This window comes from Methylobacillus sp. (assembly GCF_036844465.1).
In the GTDB taxonomy this organism is placed as follows: Bacteria; Pseudomonadota; Gammaproteobacteria; order Burkholderiales; family Methylophilaceae; genus Methylobacillus.
In genome coordinates this window covers 1-17149 of the sequence record NZ_DAIUFW010000018.1, presented here as the reverse complement: position 1 = coordinate 17149, position 17149 = coordinate 1, and the positions used below count along the sequence as shown (strand labels likewise).

The window sequence follows — 17149 nt, the reverse complement described above, 5'->3', positions numbered from 1 at the left end:
GCGACAACTGGTTCGCGCGCGCCAAGGGCATGGAGCATGAACCCGAGCGCGGCGTCCGCTGCACCATGTGTTTCGACATGCGTTTCGAGCGCACCGCCTTATATGCCCATGAACACGATTTCCCGGTTATCACCAGCTCCCTAGGGATTTCACGCTGGAAAAACATGCAGCAGATCAACGATTGTGGCCATCGTGCTGCCGGACACTACCCAGGCCTGATGTATTGGGATTACAACTGGCGCAAGGGCGGCGGTTCGGCGCGCATGATCGAGATCAGCAAGCGCGAGCATTTCTATCAACAGGAATATTGTGGGTGCGTCTATTCCTTGCGAGACACCAATAACCACAGGGTAGCTGCAGGAAGGGAGCGTATCAAGCTGGGCACATTGTTCTACGGTCAGGAAGAAGCTGCCGATCAAGAAGTAAGGCAAACTTTCGAAGAATCATAGAGTGATAACGCAAGGGATGAATCCTTTCTCATCAGCATTTTCATGGTTGACATAATTAGCTGGCTAATTATAATCCGACTAACCATGTTGCAACTTAAAGATCTTCCCACCGCAGCGGTGCTGGATAAATTTTCTCATCGTTATCCGCAAGCGGATATCAGCGCCGTGTCATCTTTTTTGCATTTATTGCGGGTGGCCAGCGATTTATCATTGGCGCTGGACACTTGCCTGAGCCGTCACGGCTTGCTGCAGGGGCGTTGGTGGGTCTTGATTTTGCTCATGCGAGAAGAGCAGTGTGTTTCCTTGCCTTCGGTATTGGCGGAAAAGGCGGGCGTTAGCCGTGCAACCATGACGGGCTTGCTGGATGGCCTGGAGAGGGATGGGCTGGTGGAACGCATTTATGACAAAAATGACCGTCGTCGAGTGTCGATCAGGCTGACGGAACTAGGACAGCAGCGGCTGGATCAGGTGATGCCTGATTATTACACGCGACTGCGCCAGTGCATGGCTGGGGTGAGTGAGGCGGAAAGAGATGTGCTGCATGGCATTCTCGACAAGTTGGGCGCAGGCGTGCCTGCATTTATCCAGACCGGGCAACCGGGCGAGGGTGAAGCAGGGTAATCTATTTTTTTAAAATGACTCATTGAAGGGATATGACATGAAAAGTTGCAAGACTATCGGCATTATCGTGGTGCTGGCATTGGTGGCTGTGATTGCCGGGCTGGTGTACAAGTGCAATGCCAAGCCTAATCAGGAGGAAGTAGTCGCTATCGTCAGCAAGCTGAACACAGCGTGGGACGAAGCATTTGCCCAGGCATCGGCTGGCACGATCAGTAGCTACTATGATGCGAATGGCAGCCTCTTGCCTGCTGGCGGTGAGCAGGTGACCGGGACGCAGGGAATTGCAGATTTCTGGTCCGGCTTGTTCTCCAACGGCTTGACCGCGCACCAGATTACCATGGTAGAGGCTGGCGTAGTTGGTAATACGATCTACCAGCGAGGCAAATGGACTGCCGTGCTCAAGGGCGCGGATGGCGCGGAGCCACAGAATTTTGGCGGTAACCTGCACCTTCTTTATAAGAAACAAGATGACGGTAGCTGGAAGATTCTGACCCATACCTGGAACTAATCCCTTATTTTTGGAGAAATGAAACATGTCAAACGTGGATTTCAAAGCAACTGCACTGCAACTCAACCAGGCGTGGGATGCTGCTTTCAACGCAAAGGATGTCGCACTGGTGGTGTCTTACTATGACGATGCGGCAACCGTGCTGCCTGCTGGCGGAGCGCAGGTGAATGGCAAGGAAGCGCTGCTGGCTTTCTGGCAAGGTGGTATCGACAGTGGAATCACAGACCACAAGCTGGAGTTGATTGATGCGCAGGCAGATGGCAATCTGGCATTCCAGCGCGGTCACTGGAGCGCGGCAGTCGTGAATGCGGCTGGCGAGCGCCAGGAGTTCAGCGGCAACGTGCACCTGCTGTACAAAAAGCAGGCGGACGGCAATTGGAAATTACTCAGTCATATCTGGAATTAAGCGTCATCTCACACACCTCATGACGCGTTGCGATGCTTGAGGTGTGTTTTCAATCTGTCCCAAACAAGGCCATAGGCCAGGAACCAACATGAAAGCGGGAACTTCGACTACCGTGCGTGCGTTTGCGGCATTGGTGCTGCTGGCTGTGCTGTGGGGATACAACTGGGTGGTGATGAAGCATGCGCTGGAATATGCTGGCGCGTTTCAGTTCGGCGCGATGCGGACGTTCTATGGCGCGCTGTGCCTGTTCGCCCTGCTGGCGTTGATGCGCAAGCCGCTCAAGCCGCGTGAAGTACCTACCCTGATCTGGTTGGGAATCTTGCAGACCTGCGGTTTTACCGGCCTGATCATTTGGGCGCTGGTGGAAGGTGGTGCGGGTAAGACCGCTGTGCTGACTTACACCATGCCGTTCTGGGTCATGATATTAGCCTGGCCTTTGCTCGGTGAAAAGATTCGCGGCATGCAATGGCTGGCGGTGCTATTTTCCGTAATGGGGCTGGTCTTTATTCTTGACCCGCTGCATCTTGGTTCCGACCTGTTCAGCATGATGCTGGCGATACTGGGCGGCGTGTTCTGGGCGGTTTCCGTCATCGTGGCGAAGAAATTGCACCACCGGGTGCCTGACCTTGACCTCATGTCCTTGACCGCCTGGCAGATGTTCTTTGGCTCCTTGCCATTGGTGGTAGTAGCTTTCATCGTGCCTGCGCCGCCGATAGATTGGAGTATCAATTTCATCGGCGCGGTATTGTTCAATGCCGTGCTGTGCAATGCGCTGGCCTGGCTGCTCTGGCTATATGCCTTGCAGCACCTGCCTGCGGGGATTGCCAGCATGACTTCGCTGCTCGCGCCGGTTATCGGCGTATTGGCCGCCTGGTGGCAACTGGGAGAGAATCCAAGCCAGGGCGAAATCATCGGCATGGCCTTGATCGGTGTGTCGCTGCTGATCATTTCACTCAATAGCATGCGGCGGCACGAGGAAATTGACCCGGCGATGGGGCAGGACTAAAAGCGGCCAACAAATTCCAGCGTGTGCTCCTGGTCAGACGCTTAAACGGTATGGCAGGCAGAACAGCAACGACAGAGAAGTTTTGTTAGCCGCTCTAAACCGCGCGTGTTTCTCACCCTGCCCACTATGCTAAAATTTGCGAGGTTTTTTGCACAATTCGCAATCAAAGGATTTTACAAATGGCAGGGCATTCCAAATGGGCCAACATCCAGCACCGCAAAGGTCGCCAGGATGCCAAACGTGGCAAGATATTCACCAAACTGATCAAGGAAATCACCGTCTCGGCCCGCATGGGCGGCGGCGACCTCAATTTCAATCCGCGCCTGCGCGCTGCTATAGCGGAAGCCAAAGAGCAGAACATGCCTGCGGACAATATCACCCGCGCCATCAAGCGCGGCACCGGCGAGCTCGAAGGCGTCAACTACGAGGAAATCCGCTATGAAGGCTACGGTATCGGCGGCGCGGCGATCATCATCGACTGCCTGACCGACAACAAGCAGCGTGCAGTGGCCGACGTGCGCCATGCGCTCAGCAAGAACGGCGGCAACCTGGGTACCGACGGCTGCGTTTCCTTCATGTTCAAGCATTGCGGCGTACTGGTGTTCGAGCCGGGCACCAGCGAGGACCAGGTAATGGAAGCGGCGCTGGAGGCGGGGGCCGAGGACGTGGTGGCTGATGAGGACGGCAGTATCGAAGTGATTACCGCGCCGGGGGATTTCACTGTGGTGAAGGAAGCCCTGGAAGCTGCGGGGTTGAAGCCGGTATTGGCGGAAGTCACCATGAAGCCTGACAACGAAACTGTATTTACCGGCGATGACGCAGCCAAGATGCAGAAGCTGCTCGACGCGCTGGAAGACCTGGACGACGTGCAGGACGTATACACCACCGCCGTCATCGAAGAATAATGATCTTGCGTATCCTCGGCATCGACCCGGGTTTGCGGCTGACTGGTTTTGGCGTGATCGAGAAAACAGGCGAAAAGCTTGCCTATGTGGCGAGTGGCACCATCAAGACCACCACCGGCAAGGGTAGCGAAATCGAGGATTTACCGACCAGGCTCAAAATTATACTCGACAGTCTGGGCGAGGTGATTGCTACGTATCAGCCGCAGCAGGCGGCAATAGAAAAAGTATTCGTCAACGTCAACCCACAGTCCACTTTGCTGCTGGGGCAGGCGCGGGGTGCTGCGATTAGCGCGTTGGTGTTGAAGTCGCTGCCGGTTTCTGAATATACCGCGCTGCAGGTCAAGCAGTCCGTGGTGGGCAATGGACATGCGGCCAAGGATCAGGTGCAGGAAATGGTCAAACGGCTGCTGAACCTGCCGGGGCTGCCAAGGCCAGACTCGGCAGATGCATTGGCGTGTGCGATTTGTCATGCCCATGGTGGGCAGGGATTGGGTAAGCTGGCGACAGCAGGATTCAGGGTAAAGGGTGGCAGGTTGATATGATTGCAAGATTGAGCGGTATCCTCATCGAAAAAACGCCGCCGCAGGTGGTGATCGATTGCCATGGCGTAGGTTATGAGTGCGAGGTGCCCATGAGTACCTTCTACAATCTGCCTGCCACCGGCGAAAAAGTCGTGTTGCTCACCCAATTCATTGTGCGCGAGGACGCGCAACTACTGTATGGCTTCGGCAGCGAGCAGGAACGTGCAACTTTCCGCCAATTGCTGAAAGTAAACGGCATAGGCGCAAAGTCAGCGCTTGCTATCCTCAGTGGTTTGTCGGTGGATGACTTGGCGCAGGCCGTGGCCTTGCAGGAAACCGGCTTGCTGACCAAGGTGCCCGGCATAGGCAAGAAAACCGCCGAGCGCCTGTTGCTGGAACTCAAGGATAAATTCTCCATCGAGGGTATGGCGGCGCCAACTGGTGGCGCTCAAGGCAAGTCCGTCAGTGGCGATGTGCTCAATGCGTTGCTGGCATTGGGTTACAACGAGCGGGAGGCATTGGCTGCCGTCAAGCAATTGCCTGCTGATATTGCTGTGGCGGAAGGCATCAAGCTCTCCCTGAAAACGCTCTCCAAGACTTGAATATCACATGCTGCCGGCAGGCAATAGGGGTGAGATAGCGAAGTATTGACGGCTTTTCTGTATGATGTGCACATTATTCAGTGCTTGCATGTAGTTGCTTGAAGTTTAACCCGATATTTCCCTGATGATAGAAACCGACCGTTTAATCGCCCCCTCTACCCAAGGCACGCAGGAAGAAGCATTGGAGCGTGCGCTGCGCCCCAAGGTGCTGGACGAGTATGTTGGCCAGGAAAAGGCACGCGGCCAGCTCGAAATTTTCATCAATGCTGCGCGCGGGCGTGCCGAGGCACTGGATCATGTCCTGCTATTCGGGCCGCCCGGCCTTGGCAAGACTACGCTTGCGCATATCATTGCCAAGGAAATGGGCGTCAACTTGCGGCAGACATCAGGCCCGGTACTGGAGCGCGCGGGCGATCTGGCCGCCTTGCTCACCAATCTTGAGCCCAACGATGTCTTATTCATCGATGAGATTCACCGCCTCTCACCAGTGGTGGAGGAAATTCTCTATCCCGCGATGGAGGATTACCGCCTGGATATCATGATAGGCGAGGGGCCTGCCGCGCGTTCGGTGCGCCTGGATCTGCCGCCTTTCACGCTGGTGGGAGCAACGACGCGGGCCGGGATGCTGACCAATCCCTTGCGCGACCGCTTCGGCATCGTTTCCAGGCTGGAGTTCTATACGGCGGATGAGCTGGCGCGCATCGTGCAACGTTCCGCCGGGTTGCTGGAAGTCACCATGCAGCAGGAAGGCGCTCTGGAGGTTGCCCGCCGTTCGCGCGGCACGCCCCGCATTGCCAACCGCTTGCTGCGACGGGTGCGTGACTATGCCCAGGTGAAATCGGACGGCATCGTCAGTGTCGAGATTGCGGATGCGGCATTGAAGATGCTGGATGTGGACAAGCTCGGCTTCGATGTCATGGACCGTAAGCTACTGCTGGCGGTGCTGGAGAAATTCGACGGCGGCCCGGTCGGGCTGGATAACCTCGCCGCAGCCATCGGCGAAGAGCGTGACACGATCGAGGATGTGCTGGAGCCATACCTGATCCAGCAGGGTTACCTGATGCGTACCCCGCGCGGACGCATCGCCACCCAGCAGGCCTATCAGCATTTCGGCCTGGCTGTGCCGGGCAGGATAGGTTCGGGAGAACTCTGGCAGCAATGAGTGGGTGCAGAGAGTTCCGCTGGCCGGTGCGGGTCTATTACGAGGATACCGACAGCGGCGGCGTGGTATATCACGCTAATTACCTTAAGTTCATGGAGCGTGCCCGCACCGAATTTTTGCGGTCTCTGGGCTTTGGGCAGGCGGAACTAAGAGAGACGCATGGAGTCTTGTTCGTGGTACGACACCTTGCGCTACAATACCGCCGCCCTGCGCGGTTTGATGACGCGCTGGAAGTCGTGACCAGACTCGCGGAGTTGAGGCGCAGCCTCATGAAATTTGAGCAGAAAATATATCGCGGCGATGAAATGCTGATTGACGCCAGTGTGGATATTGTCTGTATCGACGCCGAACAATTCAGACCTGCAGCCATTCCGGCTGCTGTGCGCAACATGATTGATCCTGTGTGACCAAACCTTATGGAGCTTGAATGAACCCTACCGAAGACATGTCGTTTCTATCGTTGATCAGCGGTGCCAGCGTGCCGGTGCAGATCGTGATGGCATTGCTATTGCTCACCTCGTTCATCTCGTGGTGGTACATCTTCATCAAGTTTTTCTCCATCCGCAGCGCGGACCGGGAAGCCGAGGAGTTCGAGCGCGCATTCTGGAAAGGCGGCGACCTGAACCAGCTTTATGAAAGCGTGACTTCGGGCCGTCGCAGCACGCAGGGCCTGGCCAGTATTTTTGAGGCTGGTTTCAAGGAGTATGCCCGCCTCAAACGCCAACCCAGCCTGGATGTTAGCGACGTGACCGAAGGCGCGCGCCGCGCCATGCGAGCGGCCTATAACCGAGAGATGGATGAGTTGGATTCCCATCTGCCTTTTCTGGCCTCGGTCGGTTCAGTTAGTCCTTACATTGGCCTGTTTGGCACTGTGTGGGGCATCATGAATGCCTTCCGCGGCCTCGCCAATATGGCGCAGGCGACCCTTTCTCATGTGGCTCCCGGCATTGCCGAAGCGCTGGTGGCAACGGCTATCGGCTTGTTTGCTGCAATTCCCGCTGTGATCGCCTATAACCGTTTTACCGCTTCGGTGGACAGGCTGGCCGTGCGTTACGAAAGTTTCATCGAAGAATTCACCAACATCCTGCAACGCAAGGCATAAGGAGGCTGTGATGAGCCGTCGCAAATCCCGCCGCCTGATGAACCAGATCAACGTCGTCCCTTACATTGATGTGACGCTGGTATTGCTGGTGATCTTCATGGTGACCGCTCCCATGACCAATCCCGGTGTTGTCGAGTTGCCGCAGGTCGGGCAGGCGCTCAAGCAGGCTGCTGCCCCTATCGTGATCACTGTCAAGGCTGATGGCCGCGCTGAAATTGAAGGCAAGACCATGGAGCGCGACCAGTTGCTGTTCGAGGTCAAAACCCAGGTTGAAAAAGCGCCGGAACGCGCCATTGTGATTGCTGCCGACAAGAACGTGCAATACGACAAGGTAGTGACCTTGATGGATAGCCTCAAACAATACAAGGTCGGCTTGCTGCTCAAACCGGCCAATTGATGCATGAAACAACGTCGAACCAATCCTTATAAAGCGCGGGCCGCAGCACTTTCGCTGTTTGTGCACCTGCTGTTGCTGACGCTGCTGCTGGTGTCGTTCGAGTGGAAAACCCAGCAACCGCTAATGGTGGCCCAGGTGGAGCTGTGGGAGAATCTGCCTGCCGACAAGCCAGTGGCAAAACCGCCACAACCGAAGCCTGCACCTGAACCGCCCAAACCCGAACCAAAACCGGTACCAAAGCCAGAGCCTAAACCCGAACCCAAGCCGGAGCCTACTCCCGAACCGGAGCCCAAGGCGGAAATTCAGGTAAAGAAGCAGGAACCGGAAAAACCCAAACCGAAACCGGAGAAAAAACCCGAGCCGAAGAAGCCGGAACCTAAACCCGAGCCCAAAAAGCCTGAGCCCAGGAAAGAAGAAACGCTCAAGCTGGACGAGTTGAAAAAGCTGCAGCAGGAGTTGCTGGAAGAAGGAGCGCCTGCGCCTGCGAAAAAACAGGGGCCTACCCAGGCAGGCGCCGATGTGGTCAATCAGAGCGAAATTGATAAATATAGAGGTTTGATTAGCGCCAAGATAAAGCGGTATGTGAACCGTCAGGTGTGCGGGACAGGACAGCCAGAGCTTGAGGTGGATATCAGCTTGATGCCGACAGGTGAACTGATCGGTAAGCCCAGGCTGGTAAAGAGCAGTGGTCTTTCTGCGTGTGATGAGGCGGTGGAGCGCGCCATTTTGCAGGCACAGCCTTTGCCGGTGCCGTCACAGCCAGATCTGTTTTCGCGACTTCGCGATCTCAGACTCAAGTTCCGCCCCAATGAGGATGGCTAAGGTCTGCTAGCAACATTCTTCTGGCATTACCGCTCTTCCTTGCTGTATGCCTTTACTGACCACCTGCGGCAGAAAGTCTAAACAGTACATTCGCCGAATTTTGCGGGCGGTATTAACTGTGCAGATATTGTCTATTGCTGCAGCAATGATCATAGCTTTGCTATGAGGGAATTTGGTAGAATACCGCCTGCATGGTCGGGGAACTTTGCATTACTTTACTGTCCTAAACCCTCATGAATAAATTACGCTTATTTCTCAGTCTCTTAGTTTTCTTTTTGCCCGCGGGCGCCAAAGCAGCGTTGACCGTTGAAATTGTTGGCGGCGCAGCACAGCAAATCCCGATCGCCATCGTGCCGTTTGCCCAGCAAGGACAAATCCCTGGTCAGCAGGATACGATTGCTAATGTTATTGGCGCCGACTTGCGGCGCAGTGGTTTGTTTCGTGTGCTGGAAACCCGTGGTGTTGCCAATCAGCCTACTGATGTTAGTGAGGTCAGTTATGCAGATTGGGCCGCCATCCAGGCGCAGGCCCTGACTGTAGGCAAGATAGAAACCCTGCCTGATAACCGGCTCAGGGTGTCTTTCCGGCTGCTGGATGTTTACAAGCAGAATCAGTTGGTCGGGTTGGAATACAACATCACGCCAGCCCAGCTGCGCATGACGGCTCACAAGATCGCTGACGTGATCTATCAGAAATTGACCGGCGAACAAGGCGTGTTTGCCACGCGCATTGCCTATGTCAACAAGTCTGGTAGTCGTTACTCATTACAAGTGGCGGATTCCGATGGCTACAATCCACAGACGGTGGTGTCTTCCGTCGAGCCTATCATTTCGCCTTCCTGGTCGCCTGATGGCACCCGCTTGGCTTATGTTTCATTTGAGAAGAAGAAGCCGATTGTCTATGTGCAGTCTCTGGTGTCTGGCCAACGCACTGTATTGGCGAATTTCAAGGGCAATAACAGTGCGCCTTCCTGGTCGCCCGATGGCAAGCGTTTGGCGATTGTGCTGACGCATGCTGCCAACTCGCAGGTCTATGTGATCAATGCGGATGGCACAGGTCTGCAGCAATTGACGCGTACCAGCGCGATTGATACCGAACCTGTCTGGTCGCCGGATGGACGCTATATCTACTTTACTTCCGATCGTGGCGGCAGTCCGCAAATCTACCGCATGCCTGCCAGTGGCGGCGAAGCCAGCCGCATGACATTTGAAGGCGGCTATATCGTCAGTCCGCGCCTGTCGCACGATGGCAAGTCTCTTGCTTATATCCGTCGTGACGGCGGTCAGTTCAAGGTGGCGTTGCAGGATTTGCAATCCGGTCAGGTGCAGATACTCAGTGATGGTCCAAAGGACGAGTCTCCCAGTTTTGCGCCCAATGGCCGCATGATCCTGCATGCGACCCGTATCGGCGGTCGAGGCGCGCTGGCGGCAGTTTCCGCCGATGGGCGGGTCAAGCAGCGCTTGAGTGAAAGTGGTGGTGATGTGCGAGAGCCGGCGTGGGGGCCTGTCATTAGCCAGTAAGTAAATGGCGCAAGCTGAAAGAATAACAGGCAAGTTATTGTAAAAACAGCCGTTATGCAAAGTGGCGGCTGTTTTTGTAACAACAGGCAAGTTTATTATGCTGTAATAGTAAATGGTAGTTTTTAACGAATATTAAGGAGAAGATTAAAGTGAATAAGAATATTGTAATCAGCGTGTTGCTCGCGGCAATGTTGGCTGCTTGTTCCAGCAAGGCAGTGAAGGAAACTCCACAGGCAGCTGTTGAAGACAGGAGCCAGGCGACCCAGAGTGCTACTCATAGCCACGGTAGTGATTCTGCCACCAGCGGTGTTTCCGATTCCTCCATGGCAGTGAACCCGTTGAAGGACCCCAACAACATTCTGTCCAAGCGCAACGTCTATTTCGACTTTGATAGCGATGCAGTCAAGGCAGAGTACCGTTCCCTGATCGAGGCGCATGCCAAGTATCTGAGCGCCAATGGTAGCGCCAAGGTATTCCTGCAAGGCAATACCGATGATCGCGGCACACGTGAATACAACTTGTCTCTGGGGCAGCGTCGTGCTGTTGCCGTCAAGAAGGTATTGAACCTGTTGGGCGTGCAGGATACCCAGATCGAGACTGTCAGCTTCGGCAAGGAAAAGGCTAATGCAGCCTGCGCAGATGATTCTTGCTGGCAGCAAGATCGTCGCGTTGAGATTCAATACCAGGGCGAATAAGTCATGATGCTGCGTTCACTGGTTCTGGTCGTTGTTGGATTTCTTTCATTGCCATCCCTGGCGCAGGCCGCGCTGTTTGGTGATGATGAGGCCAGGAAAAAAATTGCTGACCTGCAGCAGCAGGTACAGACCCAGAACCAGGAAACGCAAGCCGCTTTGGCTGAGTTGAAGAAAAGCCAGCAAGCCCTGGAAACAAGAAGCCAGGGCATGCTGGACCTGATGAGCCAGATTGACCGGCTCAACCAGGAAATCAGCCGCCTGAAAGGCGAGCTGGAAGTAGTCAACCACAATATCGAGAATACCCAGCAGCGTCAGCGTGACCTGTACGCTGATACCGATGGCCGCTTGCGCAAACTGGAAGCAGGCGGTGTTCCTGCCGCTGCCCAGAACGGCAATCATGACGACGAGGCAGCAGCAGCGCAGCCTGCCGCGAATGGCGATAACCCTGAAGCACGCGACCTGGAAGCGGCCAAGGCGCTTGCCGCATCAGGCAAGTTCAAGGAGGCCTTCGATGCTTATAACAAGTTCCTGCAAACCTATCCAGGCTCTGCCCAGGCGCCTGAGGCTTTGCTTGGATTGGGTAGCGCGCAGTTTTCATTAAAGAACTATAAGGCTTCCATTAGCACACAGCAAAAACTGATTGCCCAATATCCCCAGAGCGACAAAGTGCCGGATGCGATGTTCAGCATTGCCAACAGCCAGATCCAGCTTTCTGATGTCGATGGCGCCAAGAAAACCTTGCGCAGTATGCTGGAGAAATTCCCCAACCACGAGCTGGCGCCAAGCGCCAAGCGCCGACTGACTGTGCTGGACTCGATCAAGTCCAGATAATTTTCCGTGTTGCGCATTCATGAGATTTTCCACTCCCTGCAAGGGGAGTCGTCACGTGTAGGCCTGCCTACTGTTTTCGTGCGTCTGACGGGCTGCCCCATGCGCTGCGTCTATTGCGACACCGAATATGCATTCAAGGGCGGCAGGAATATGCCGCTGGATGAGATCATGGAACAGGTGGCCAGCTATGGCGCGCGCTATGTCTGTGTGACCGGCGGCGAGCCGCTGGCGCAGAAAAAAAACTGCCTGGAATTGCTGCGGCGTTTGTGTGATGCGGGGTATGAGGTTTCACTGGAAACCGGCGGCGCGGTATCGACAGAAGGTGTAGATGCGCGAGTAGCGGTAATTCTAGATATCAAAACCCCAGGCTCTGGCGAACTAGCCAATAACCACTGGGATAACCTGACCCGTCTCAAGTCCAACGATGAAATCAAGATTGTGCTGTGTGGCAGGGAAGATTATGAATGGGCAAGGCAACTACTTGCCGAGCATGCCCTGACTGAAAAATGTCCGGTGATTTTCTCGCCGGTTTACAGCCATTTGAAACCGGCAGACCTGGCGGACTGGGTGCTGGAGGACAAGCTCCCTGTGCGCATGCAGGTGCAGCTGCACAAAATCCTCTGGGGCGAAACGCCCGGGAAATAGTCAATTGTGGCCGGATTTGTGCGGCCATTCGCAAGGAATCAATATCATGAGCAAGAAAGCCGTAGTGCTCTTGTCTGGCGGGCTGGATTCCGCCACAGTGCTCGCCATCGCCCGTAGTCAGGGCTACGAGGCCTATTGTTTGAGCCTGGATTATCAGCAGCGCCACCGTGCCGAACTGGATGCTGCAGACCGTGTGACCGCGGCGCTGGGCGCGGCCATGCACAGAACCGTGAAGCTCGACCTCTCCGTATTTGGCGGTTCCGCGCTGACCGACAGCTCCATTGCCGTGCCGGAAGCACCGAGCGAGGGTATCCCGGTCACTTATGTGCCTGCCCGTAATACCATCATGTTGTCACTGGCGCTGGCCTGGGCGGAAGTGCTGGATGCGCGCGATATCTTCATCGGCGTGAATGCGCTGGATTATTCCGGCTATCCCGATTGCCGCGACGAATATGTGCGGGCTTTCCAGGCTATGGCAAATCTGGCGACCAAAAGCGCGATCGAAGGGCGCACCATCAGCATCCATGCGCCCTTGATCGACATGACCAAGGCGGAAATCGTTACCCAGGGCACTGCATTGGGCGTGGATTACAGCCAGACCGTTTCCTGCTACCAGGCCGATAATATGGGTCGTGCCTGTGGCGTGTGTGATTCCTGCCGTTTACGGCGCCAGGGCTTTGTCTCAGCCGGATTGGCAGACCCTACCCGTTATGCGCCCACAGCACATCCTGCATGATGGACTTGCCAAGACCATCAAAAGTAACGTAAAATCCGCGCCTTTCTGTCTAGATTAAAGAGAACAAGATTATGGTGATTATTCGTCTCGCCCGCGGTGGCGCGAAGAAAGCTCCTTTTTACAGTGTTGTTGTGGCTGATTCCCGTAATCGTCGCGATGGCCGTTTCATCGAGCGCGTAGGTTTCTACAACCCATTGGCCAAGGAAGGCCAAGAGGGTCTGCGTCTGAACAGTGAGCGTCTGGCTTACTGGCAAAACAATGGTGCGCGACTGTCCGAGACCGTTGCACGCCTGGTTAAGCAGTCTGCAAAAGCTGCTTGATAAAAAGCCGTTGAAAAACGGCTGGCTTCAATTGTGAGTGAGTTAGTCATCATGGGGCGCATTGTCGCCCCTTATGGCGTTTATGGCTGGGTCAAGGTCCTGCCGGACACCGAGTACGTTGACAGCCTGTTTGACTATGACCGCTGGATGCTGGGCCGGGGTGATCCCAAGCGCCCAGAGCAATGGCAGCCGTATACTGTCGAAACTGCCAAAGTGCATAACGACATGCTGCTGGTCAAGCTGGAAGGCGTGAACGATCGCGATGCTGCGTTTGCCTGCAAAGGCATGTATGTCGCGGTATTCCGCGATGAATTGCCCGAGCCGGAAGAGGACGAGTACTACTGGTCCGATCTGATCGGCTTGCAAGTGCGCAATCAGCAAGGTATGGATTTGGGACAGGTGGCGGATGTATTCGCTACTGGCGCCAACGACGTGCTGGTGGTCAAAGGCGACCAAGAAAGGCTGCTGCCTTTTGTTGCCCAGGTGGTGCTGGAAGTGGATGTCGCCGCCAAGACCATGCTGGTCGATTGGGATCCTGAGTTTTGAGCGGTGCTGGCGATATTCGGGATAAGCGCACTGCACAGTTTGATGTAGTGACCTTGTTCCCGGAAATGTTCGAGGCGCTGACCAAGTTCGGCATCAGCGCCCGGGCGCAGGAACGCGGCATTTATGAGTTGGCGTTATGGAATCCGCGGGATTTCACCACGGACAATTATCGCACCATAGATGATAGGCCATACGGCGGCGGTCCAGGCATGGTGATGCTGGCCGAGCCGCTGGAAAAGGCCATCGCCGCTGCAAGAATCCGCCAGCAGGCGCATGGGGTGGCAACCCCCAAGGTGATTCATCTTTCACCGCAAGGCGTTCCGCTCAAGCATGAGCATGTGATGCGCCTGAAGGATGAGCCGGGCTTGATATTGTTGGCAAGCCGGTATGAAGGCGTGGACGAGCGTTTGCTTGCCACACTGGTGGATGAAGAATATTCGATCGGCGACTATGTATTGTCTGGCGGTGAAATTCCCGCCATGGTGATACTGGACGCGATCATCAGGCAGTTGCCCGGTAGCCTGGGCGATGCCGGATCGGCAGAGGAAGATTCCTTTGTCGATGGATTACTGGATTGTCCGCATTACACTCGCCCCGAGGTATATGCGGAGCAAAAGGTGCCGGAGATATTGCTTTCCGGCAACCATGCCAAGATCAAGCGTTGGCGGTTGAAACAATCGCTGGCACGAACCCGGGCAAGACGCCCGGATTTATTGGCCGCAAGGCCGTTGACGAAAGAGGAATCTCGGCTGCTCGCAGAAATAGAGCAGGAACAAGATTCCCATAACTAAAAGGAAGCAAGAAATGGCTGATATCATCAAGCAACTGGAACAGGAAGAAATTGCCCGCCTTGGCAAGACCATTCCCTCTTTCGCACCAGGCGACACCGTTGTCGTTGGTGTTAACGTGGTTGAAGGCACCCGCAAGCGTGTGCAGGCTTACGAAGGCGTTGTCATCGCTATCCGCAACCGCGGCCTGAACTCCTCCTTCATCGTGCGCAAGATTTCCTCCGGTGAAGGCGTGGAACGTACTTTCCAGACCTACTCCCCGCTGATCGCTAGCATCGAAGTGAAGCGCCGTGGCGATGTGCGCCGCAGCAAGCTGTACTACCTGCGCGAGCGTTCCGGCAAGTCCGCACGTATCAAGGAAAAGCTGCAACTGCGCGCTACCAAGGAAACAAAGGAAGCAACCAGCGCAGAATAAGCAGCTGCCTGTACTTTTGCTGTATAGTGAAAAGCCCCGCTCGTCGGGGCTTTTTTACGTTCCAGGACAGGCAATGTTTGCCGAGTGGGGGCTCAGCATCCTAAAATGCCAGTCATGGATAACAGCAAATCATCTGAATTCGACGCCATCGTTCCCGCCCCGTTTGGCGCGATTGGCGTCAAGGTGGCCGATGATTATGTCACGGGCTTGAGACTGATTTCCGAGCCGTTACCTCCTTATTGCGTCGACCAGCCCTTCGTCCAGCATGTCGTGCACCAATTGCAGCAATATCTGGAAAATGCCGAGCATGAGCTGGATTTTCCCTATGTCATGGAGGGAACCCCGTTCCAAAAGCGCGTCTGGCGCGCTATGGCAACGATTCCGCTGGGGCAAGTCTGGACCTATAGCGAGCTTGCCAATCATGTTGCTTCCGGCCCGCGCGCCGTCGCCAACGTTTGTGGTGCCAACCATCTGCCTTTGCTTATACCGTGTCACCGCATCGTTGCCAAAAATGGCCTGGGCGGATTCATGCGTAATGATGCAAAAGGGCTGAAGGTCAAGCGCTGGCTGCTGCAGCACGAGCATGTGAACCTGGATGGCTGACACTGCCGCCTTGCTCGACCGTTTTCTCGATCACCTTTGGCTGGAAGACGGGCTGGCAAAAAATACCCTCAATAGCTACCGGCAAGACCTGGCTGGGTTTGCGGACTGGCTGCAACAAAGCCGGAGTGCCGGCATGCTTGAAGCCGCAGAAGATGACATCCAGGGCTATATCGCGCTGAGATTTCCGCAAAGCAAGCCGCGCAGCATTAGCCGCCTCATCGCCAGCCTGCGCCGTTTCTACCGCTATGCCCTGAGGGAATCACTGGTTAGCGCTGACCCGACCATCCGCATCGAAACGCCCAAACTGCCACGCTCGCTGCCCAAAAGCCTGAGCGAGGAAGATGTCGAGCGCCTCATCGAAGCGCCGGATACCAATACCGACCTTGGCCTGCGCGACCGCGCCATGCTGGAAACCCTCTACGCCACCGGCTTGCGCGTCTCCGAGCTGGTCGGCCTGCAAGTCACGGAACTCAGCCTCAGCGATGGCGTCGTGCGCGTCACTGGCAAAGGCAGCAAAACTAGGCTCGTGCCGCTGGGCGAGCAGGCCGTGGAATGGCTGATGCGCTACTTGGCGGAAGGTCGCCCCGCGATACTGCAACGACGCCTGAACGACCATCTCTTCGTCACCCAGCGCGGCGACGGCATGACGCGCCAGGCGTTCTGGTACCTCATCAAACGCTACGCCGCTCGTGCGGGAATTACAGTTACGTTATCGCCGCACGTCCTGCGCCACGCCTTCGCCACCCATCTGCTCAACCACGGCGCAGACCTGCGCGTGGTGCAGATGCTGCTCGGCCATGCGGATATTTCCACGACGCAGATCTATACGCACGTTGCCCGCGAGCGATTGAAGCAATTGCATCAAACACATCATCCGCGCGGATAACCTCGGAGGAATAGGCTGATGCCAGTTGTTGGAGTTATGTTAGAAGTCTCAAGTATGCAGTGTTCATCTATACTGTCACGTCTCTGACATGAGGTAAGGCAGCTAATAATAGAGGGCTGTTTTATCAGCAAGTGCTAGGCATGGGGAGTGGAATTGAAATATAAAAACAACATGATTTTTATGTATTAAGAGATTTGTGCATGCAACCTATCGAACAACAATTCTTCAACGACCTGGAAAAAAAGCTCTGGACCGCCGCCGACAAGCTGCGTTCCAATCTCGATGCCGCCGTTTACAAGCACGTCGTGCTCGGGCTAATCTTCCTCAAGTACGTTTCCGATGCCTTTGAGGAACGCCAACGCGAACTGCGCGAGCAGTTCACCCACCCGGATCATGACTACTACATGGATCCGGACGAATACGGCGGCGCAGGCACCCAGGAGTACGAAGAAAACATCGCTGCCGAGCTGGAGGTGCGCGACTACTACACAGAAAAGAACGTGTTCTGGGTGCCAGTCGAAGCCCGCTGGCAAACCCTGCGCGATTGCGCGCAACTGCCGCCCAAGGCCGCACTGCCGTGGAACAAGCCGGGCAAGGACGAGCCCGAGGAAATGCGCTCGGTCGGCTGGCTGATCGACAACGCCATGGAAGCCGTCGAGCGTG

General features: G+C 55.6%; 25 protein-coding genes. All 25 read left to right on the top strand.

Translation table 11 applies throughout. The annotated features are described in order from the left end of the window. A partial coding sequence (locus V7Z75_RS13255; RefSeq protein WP_334109137.1) for an epoxyqueuosine reductase QueH occupies positions 1 to 449 on the top strand: 449 nt, incomplete at its 5' end. Positions 450 to 533: 84 nt separating this feature from the next. After that, on the top strand, positions 534 to 1070 hold the full coding sequence (locus V7Z75_RS13250) for a MarR family winged helix-turn-helix transcriptional regulator (RefSeq protein WP_334109136.1): 537 nt from the start codon (positions 534 to 536) through the stop codon (positions 1068 to 1070). Between the two features lie 37 nt (positions 1071 to 1107). Next, positions 1108 to 1578, top strand: coding sequence for a YybH family protein (locus V7Z75_RS13245; RefSeq protein ID WP_334109135.1), 471 nt, complete (start codon positions 1108 to 1110; stop codon positions 1576 to 1578). 25 nt (positions 1579 to 1603) lie between these two features. After that, a complete protein-coding gene (locus tag V7Z75_RS13240) occupies positions 1604 to 1984 on the top strand; it encodes a YybH family protein (RefSeq protein ID WP_334109134.1) in 381 nt (126 codons plus the stop codon). 88 nt (positions 1985 to 2072) lie between these two features. Beyond that, positions 2073 to 2990: a DMT family transporter gene (locus tag V7Z75_RS13235; RefSeq protein WP_334109133.1), complete on the top strand. Its 918-nt coding sequence runs from the start codon at positions 2073 to 2075 to the stop codon at positions 2988 to 2990. A gap of 179 nt (positions 2991 to 3169) precedes the next feature. Continuing rightward, positions 3170 to 3895 carry a YebC/PmpR family DNA-binding transcriptional regulator gene (locus tag V7Z75_RS13230; RefSeq protein ID WP_334109132.1) on the top strand — a complete coding sequence of 242 codons (726 nt, stop codon included), beginning with the start codon at positions 3170 to 3172 and terminating at the stop codon, positions 3893 to 3895. After that, positions 3895 to 4437, top strand: coding sequence for a crossover junction endodeoxyribonuclease RuvC (ruvC, locus tag V7Z75_RS13225; protein ID WP_334109131.1), 543 nt, complete (start codon positions 3895 to 3897; stop codon positions 4435 to 4437). The genes V7Z75_RS13230 and ruvC overlap by 1 nt, the downstream gene beginning before the upstream one ends. Further along, a complete protein-coding gene (gene ruvA / locus V7Z75_RS13220) occupies positions 4434 to 5018 on the top strand; it encodes a Holliday junction branch migration protein RuvA (RefSeq protein ID WP_334109130.1) in 585 nt (194 codons plus the stop codon). Before ruvC ends, ruvA begins: the two co-directional genes overlap by 4 nt. Before the next feature lie 124 nt (positions 5019 to 5142). Continuing rightward, entirely contained in the window at positions 5143 to 6180 is a 1038-nt protein-coding gene (ruvB, locus tag V7Z75_RS13215; protein WP_334109129.1) for a Holliday junction branch migration DNA helicase RuvB, read from the top strand. After that, positions 6177 to 6587: a tol-pal system-associated acyl-CoA thioesterase gene (gene ybgC / locus V7Z75_RS13210; protein WP_334109128.1), complete on the top strand. Its 411-nt coding sequence runs from the start codon at positions 6177 to 6179 to the stop codon at positions 6585 to 6587. The genes ruvB and ybgC overlap by 4 nt, the downstream gene beginning before the upstream one ends. 20 nt (positions 6588 to 6607) lie before the next feature. Next, positions 6608 to 7282 (top strand): protein TolQ, encoded by a 675-nt coding sequence (tolQ, locus tag V7Z75_RS13205; RefSeq protein WP_334109127.1) that lies wholly within the window; start codon positions 6608 to 6610, stop codon positions 7280 to 7282. A gap of 10 nt (positions 7283 to 7292) precedes the next feature. After that, the gene (locus V7Z75_RS13200; RefSeq protein WP_334109126.1) at positions 7293 to 7679 is read left to right on the top strand and encodes a biopolymer transporter ExbD; all 387 of its coding nucleotides are present in this window, start codon (positions 7293 to 7295) and stop codon (positions 7677 to 7679) included. 3 nt (positions 7680 to 7682) lie between these two features. Next, the gene (locus V7Z75_RS13195; protein WP_334109125.1) at positions 7683 to 8501 is read left to right on the top strand and encodes an energy transducer TonB; all 819 of its coding nucleotides are present in this window, start codon (positions 7683 to 7685) and stop codon (positions 8499 to 8501) included. Between the two features lie 233 nt (positions 8502 to 8734). Beyond that, positions 8735 to 10021 carry a Tol-Pal system beta propeller repeat protein TolB gene (tolB, locus tag V7Z75_RS13190; RefSeq protein WP_334109124.1) on the top strand — a complete coding sequence of 429 codons (1287 nt, stop codon included), beginning with the start codon at positions 8735 to 8737 and terminating at the stop codon, positions 10019 to 10021. Positions 10022 to 10170: 149 nt separating this feature from the next. Further along, entirely contained in the window at positions 10171 to 10716 is a 546-nt protein-coding gene (gene pal / locus V7Z75_RS13185; RefSeq protein WP_334109123.1) for a peptidoglycan-associated lipoprotein Pal, read from the top strand. A 3-nt stretch (positions 10717 to 10719) separates the two neighbouring features. Next, the gene (locus tag V7Z75_RS13180) at positions 10720 to 11547 is read left to right on the top strand and encodes a YbgF trimerization domain-containing protein (RefSeq protein WP_334109122.1); all 828 of its coding nucleotides are present in this window, start codon (positions 10720 to 10722) and stop codon (positions 11545 to 11547) included. Positions 11548 to 11553: 6 nt separating this feature from the next. Further along, the gene (gene queE / locus V7Z75_RS13175) at positions 11554 to 12192 is read left to right on the top strand and encodes a 7-carboxy-7-deazaguanine synthase QueE (protein WP_334109121.1); all 639 of its coding nucleotides are present in this window, start codon (positions 11554 to 11556) and stop codon (positions 12190 to 12192) included. A gap of 46 nt (positions 12193 to 12238) precedes the next feature. After that, positions 12239 to 12928 carry a 7-cyano-7-deazaguanine synthase QueC gene (queC, locus tag V7Z75_RS13170; protein WP_334109120.1) on the top strand — a complete coding sequence of 230 codons (690 nt, stop codon included), beginning with the start codon at positions 12239 to 12241 and terminating at the stop codon, positions 12926 to 12928. 71 nt (positions 12929 to 12999) lie between these two features. Further along, entirely contained in the window at positions 13000 to 13248 is a 249-nt protein-coding gene (gene rpsP / locus V7Z75_RS13165) for a 30S ribosomal protein S16 (protein WP_334109119.1), read from the top strand. Positions 13249 to 13299: 51 nt separating this feature from the next. Continuing rightward, positions 13300 to 13794 (top strand): ribosome maturation factor RimM, encoded by a 495-nt coding sequence (rimM, locus tag V7Z75_RS13160; RefSeq protein ID WP_334109139.1) that lies wholly within the window; start codon positions 13300 to 13302, stop codon positions 13792 to 13794. Next, complete coding sequence (trmD, locus tag V7Z75_RS13155) at positions 13791 to 14585, top strand: tRNA (guanosine(37)-N1)-methyltransferase TrmD (RefSeq protein WP_334109118.1); 795 nt, start codon at positions 13791 to 13793, stop codon at positions 14583 to 14585. The genes rimM and trmD overlap by 4 nt, the downstream gene beginning before the upstream one ends. A 13-nt stretch (positions 14586 to 14598) precedes the next feature. After that, entirely contained in the window at positions 14599 to 14997 is a 399-nt protein-coding gene (gene rplS, locus V7Z75_RS13150; RefSeq protein WP_334109117.1) for a 50S ribosomal protein L19, read from the top strand. 105 nt (positions 14998 to 15102) lie between these two features. Then, positions 15103 to 15600 (top strand): methylated-DNA--[protein]-cysteine S-methyltransferase, encoded by a 498-nt coding sequence (locus tag V7Z75_RS13145; RefSeq protein ID WP_334109116.1) that lies wholly within the window; start codon positions 15103 to 15105, stop codon positions 15598 to 15600. Beyond that, positions 15593 to 16486, top strand: a complete 894-nt coding sequence (gene xerD / locus V7Z75_RS13140) for a site-specific tyrosine recombinase XerD (protein ID WP_334109115.1) — start codon at positions 15593 to 15595, stop codon at positions 16484 to 16486. Before V7Z75_RS13145 ends, xerD begins: the two co-directional genes overlap by 8 nt. Before the next feature lie 200 nt (positions 16487 to 16686). Further along, the coding region (locus tag V7Z75_RS13135; RefSeq protein WP_334109138.1) for a type I restriction-modification system subunit M N-terminal domain-containing protein at positions 16687 to 17149 on the top strand (463 nt) is incomplete at its 3' end.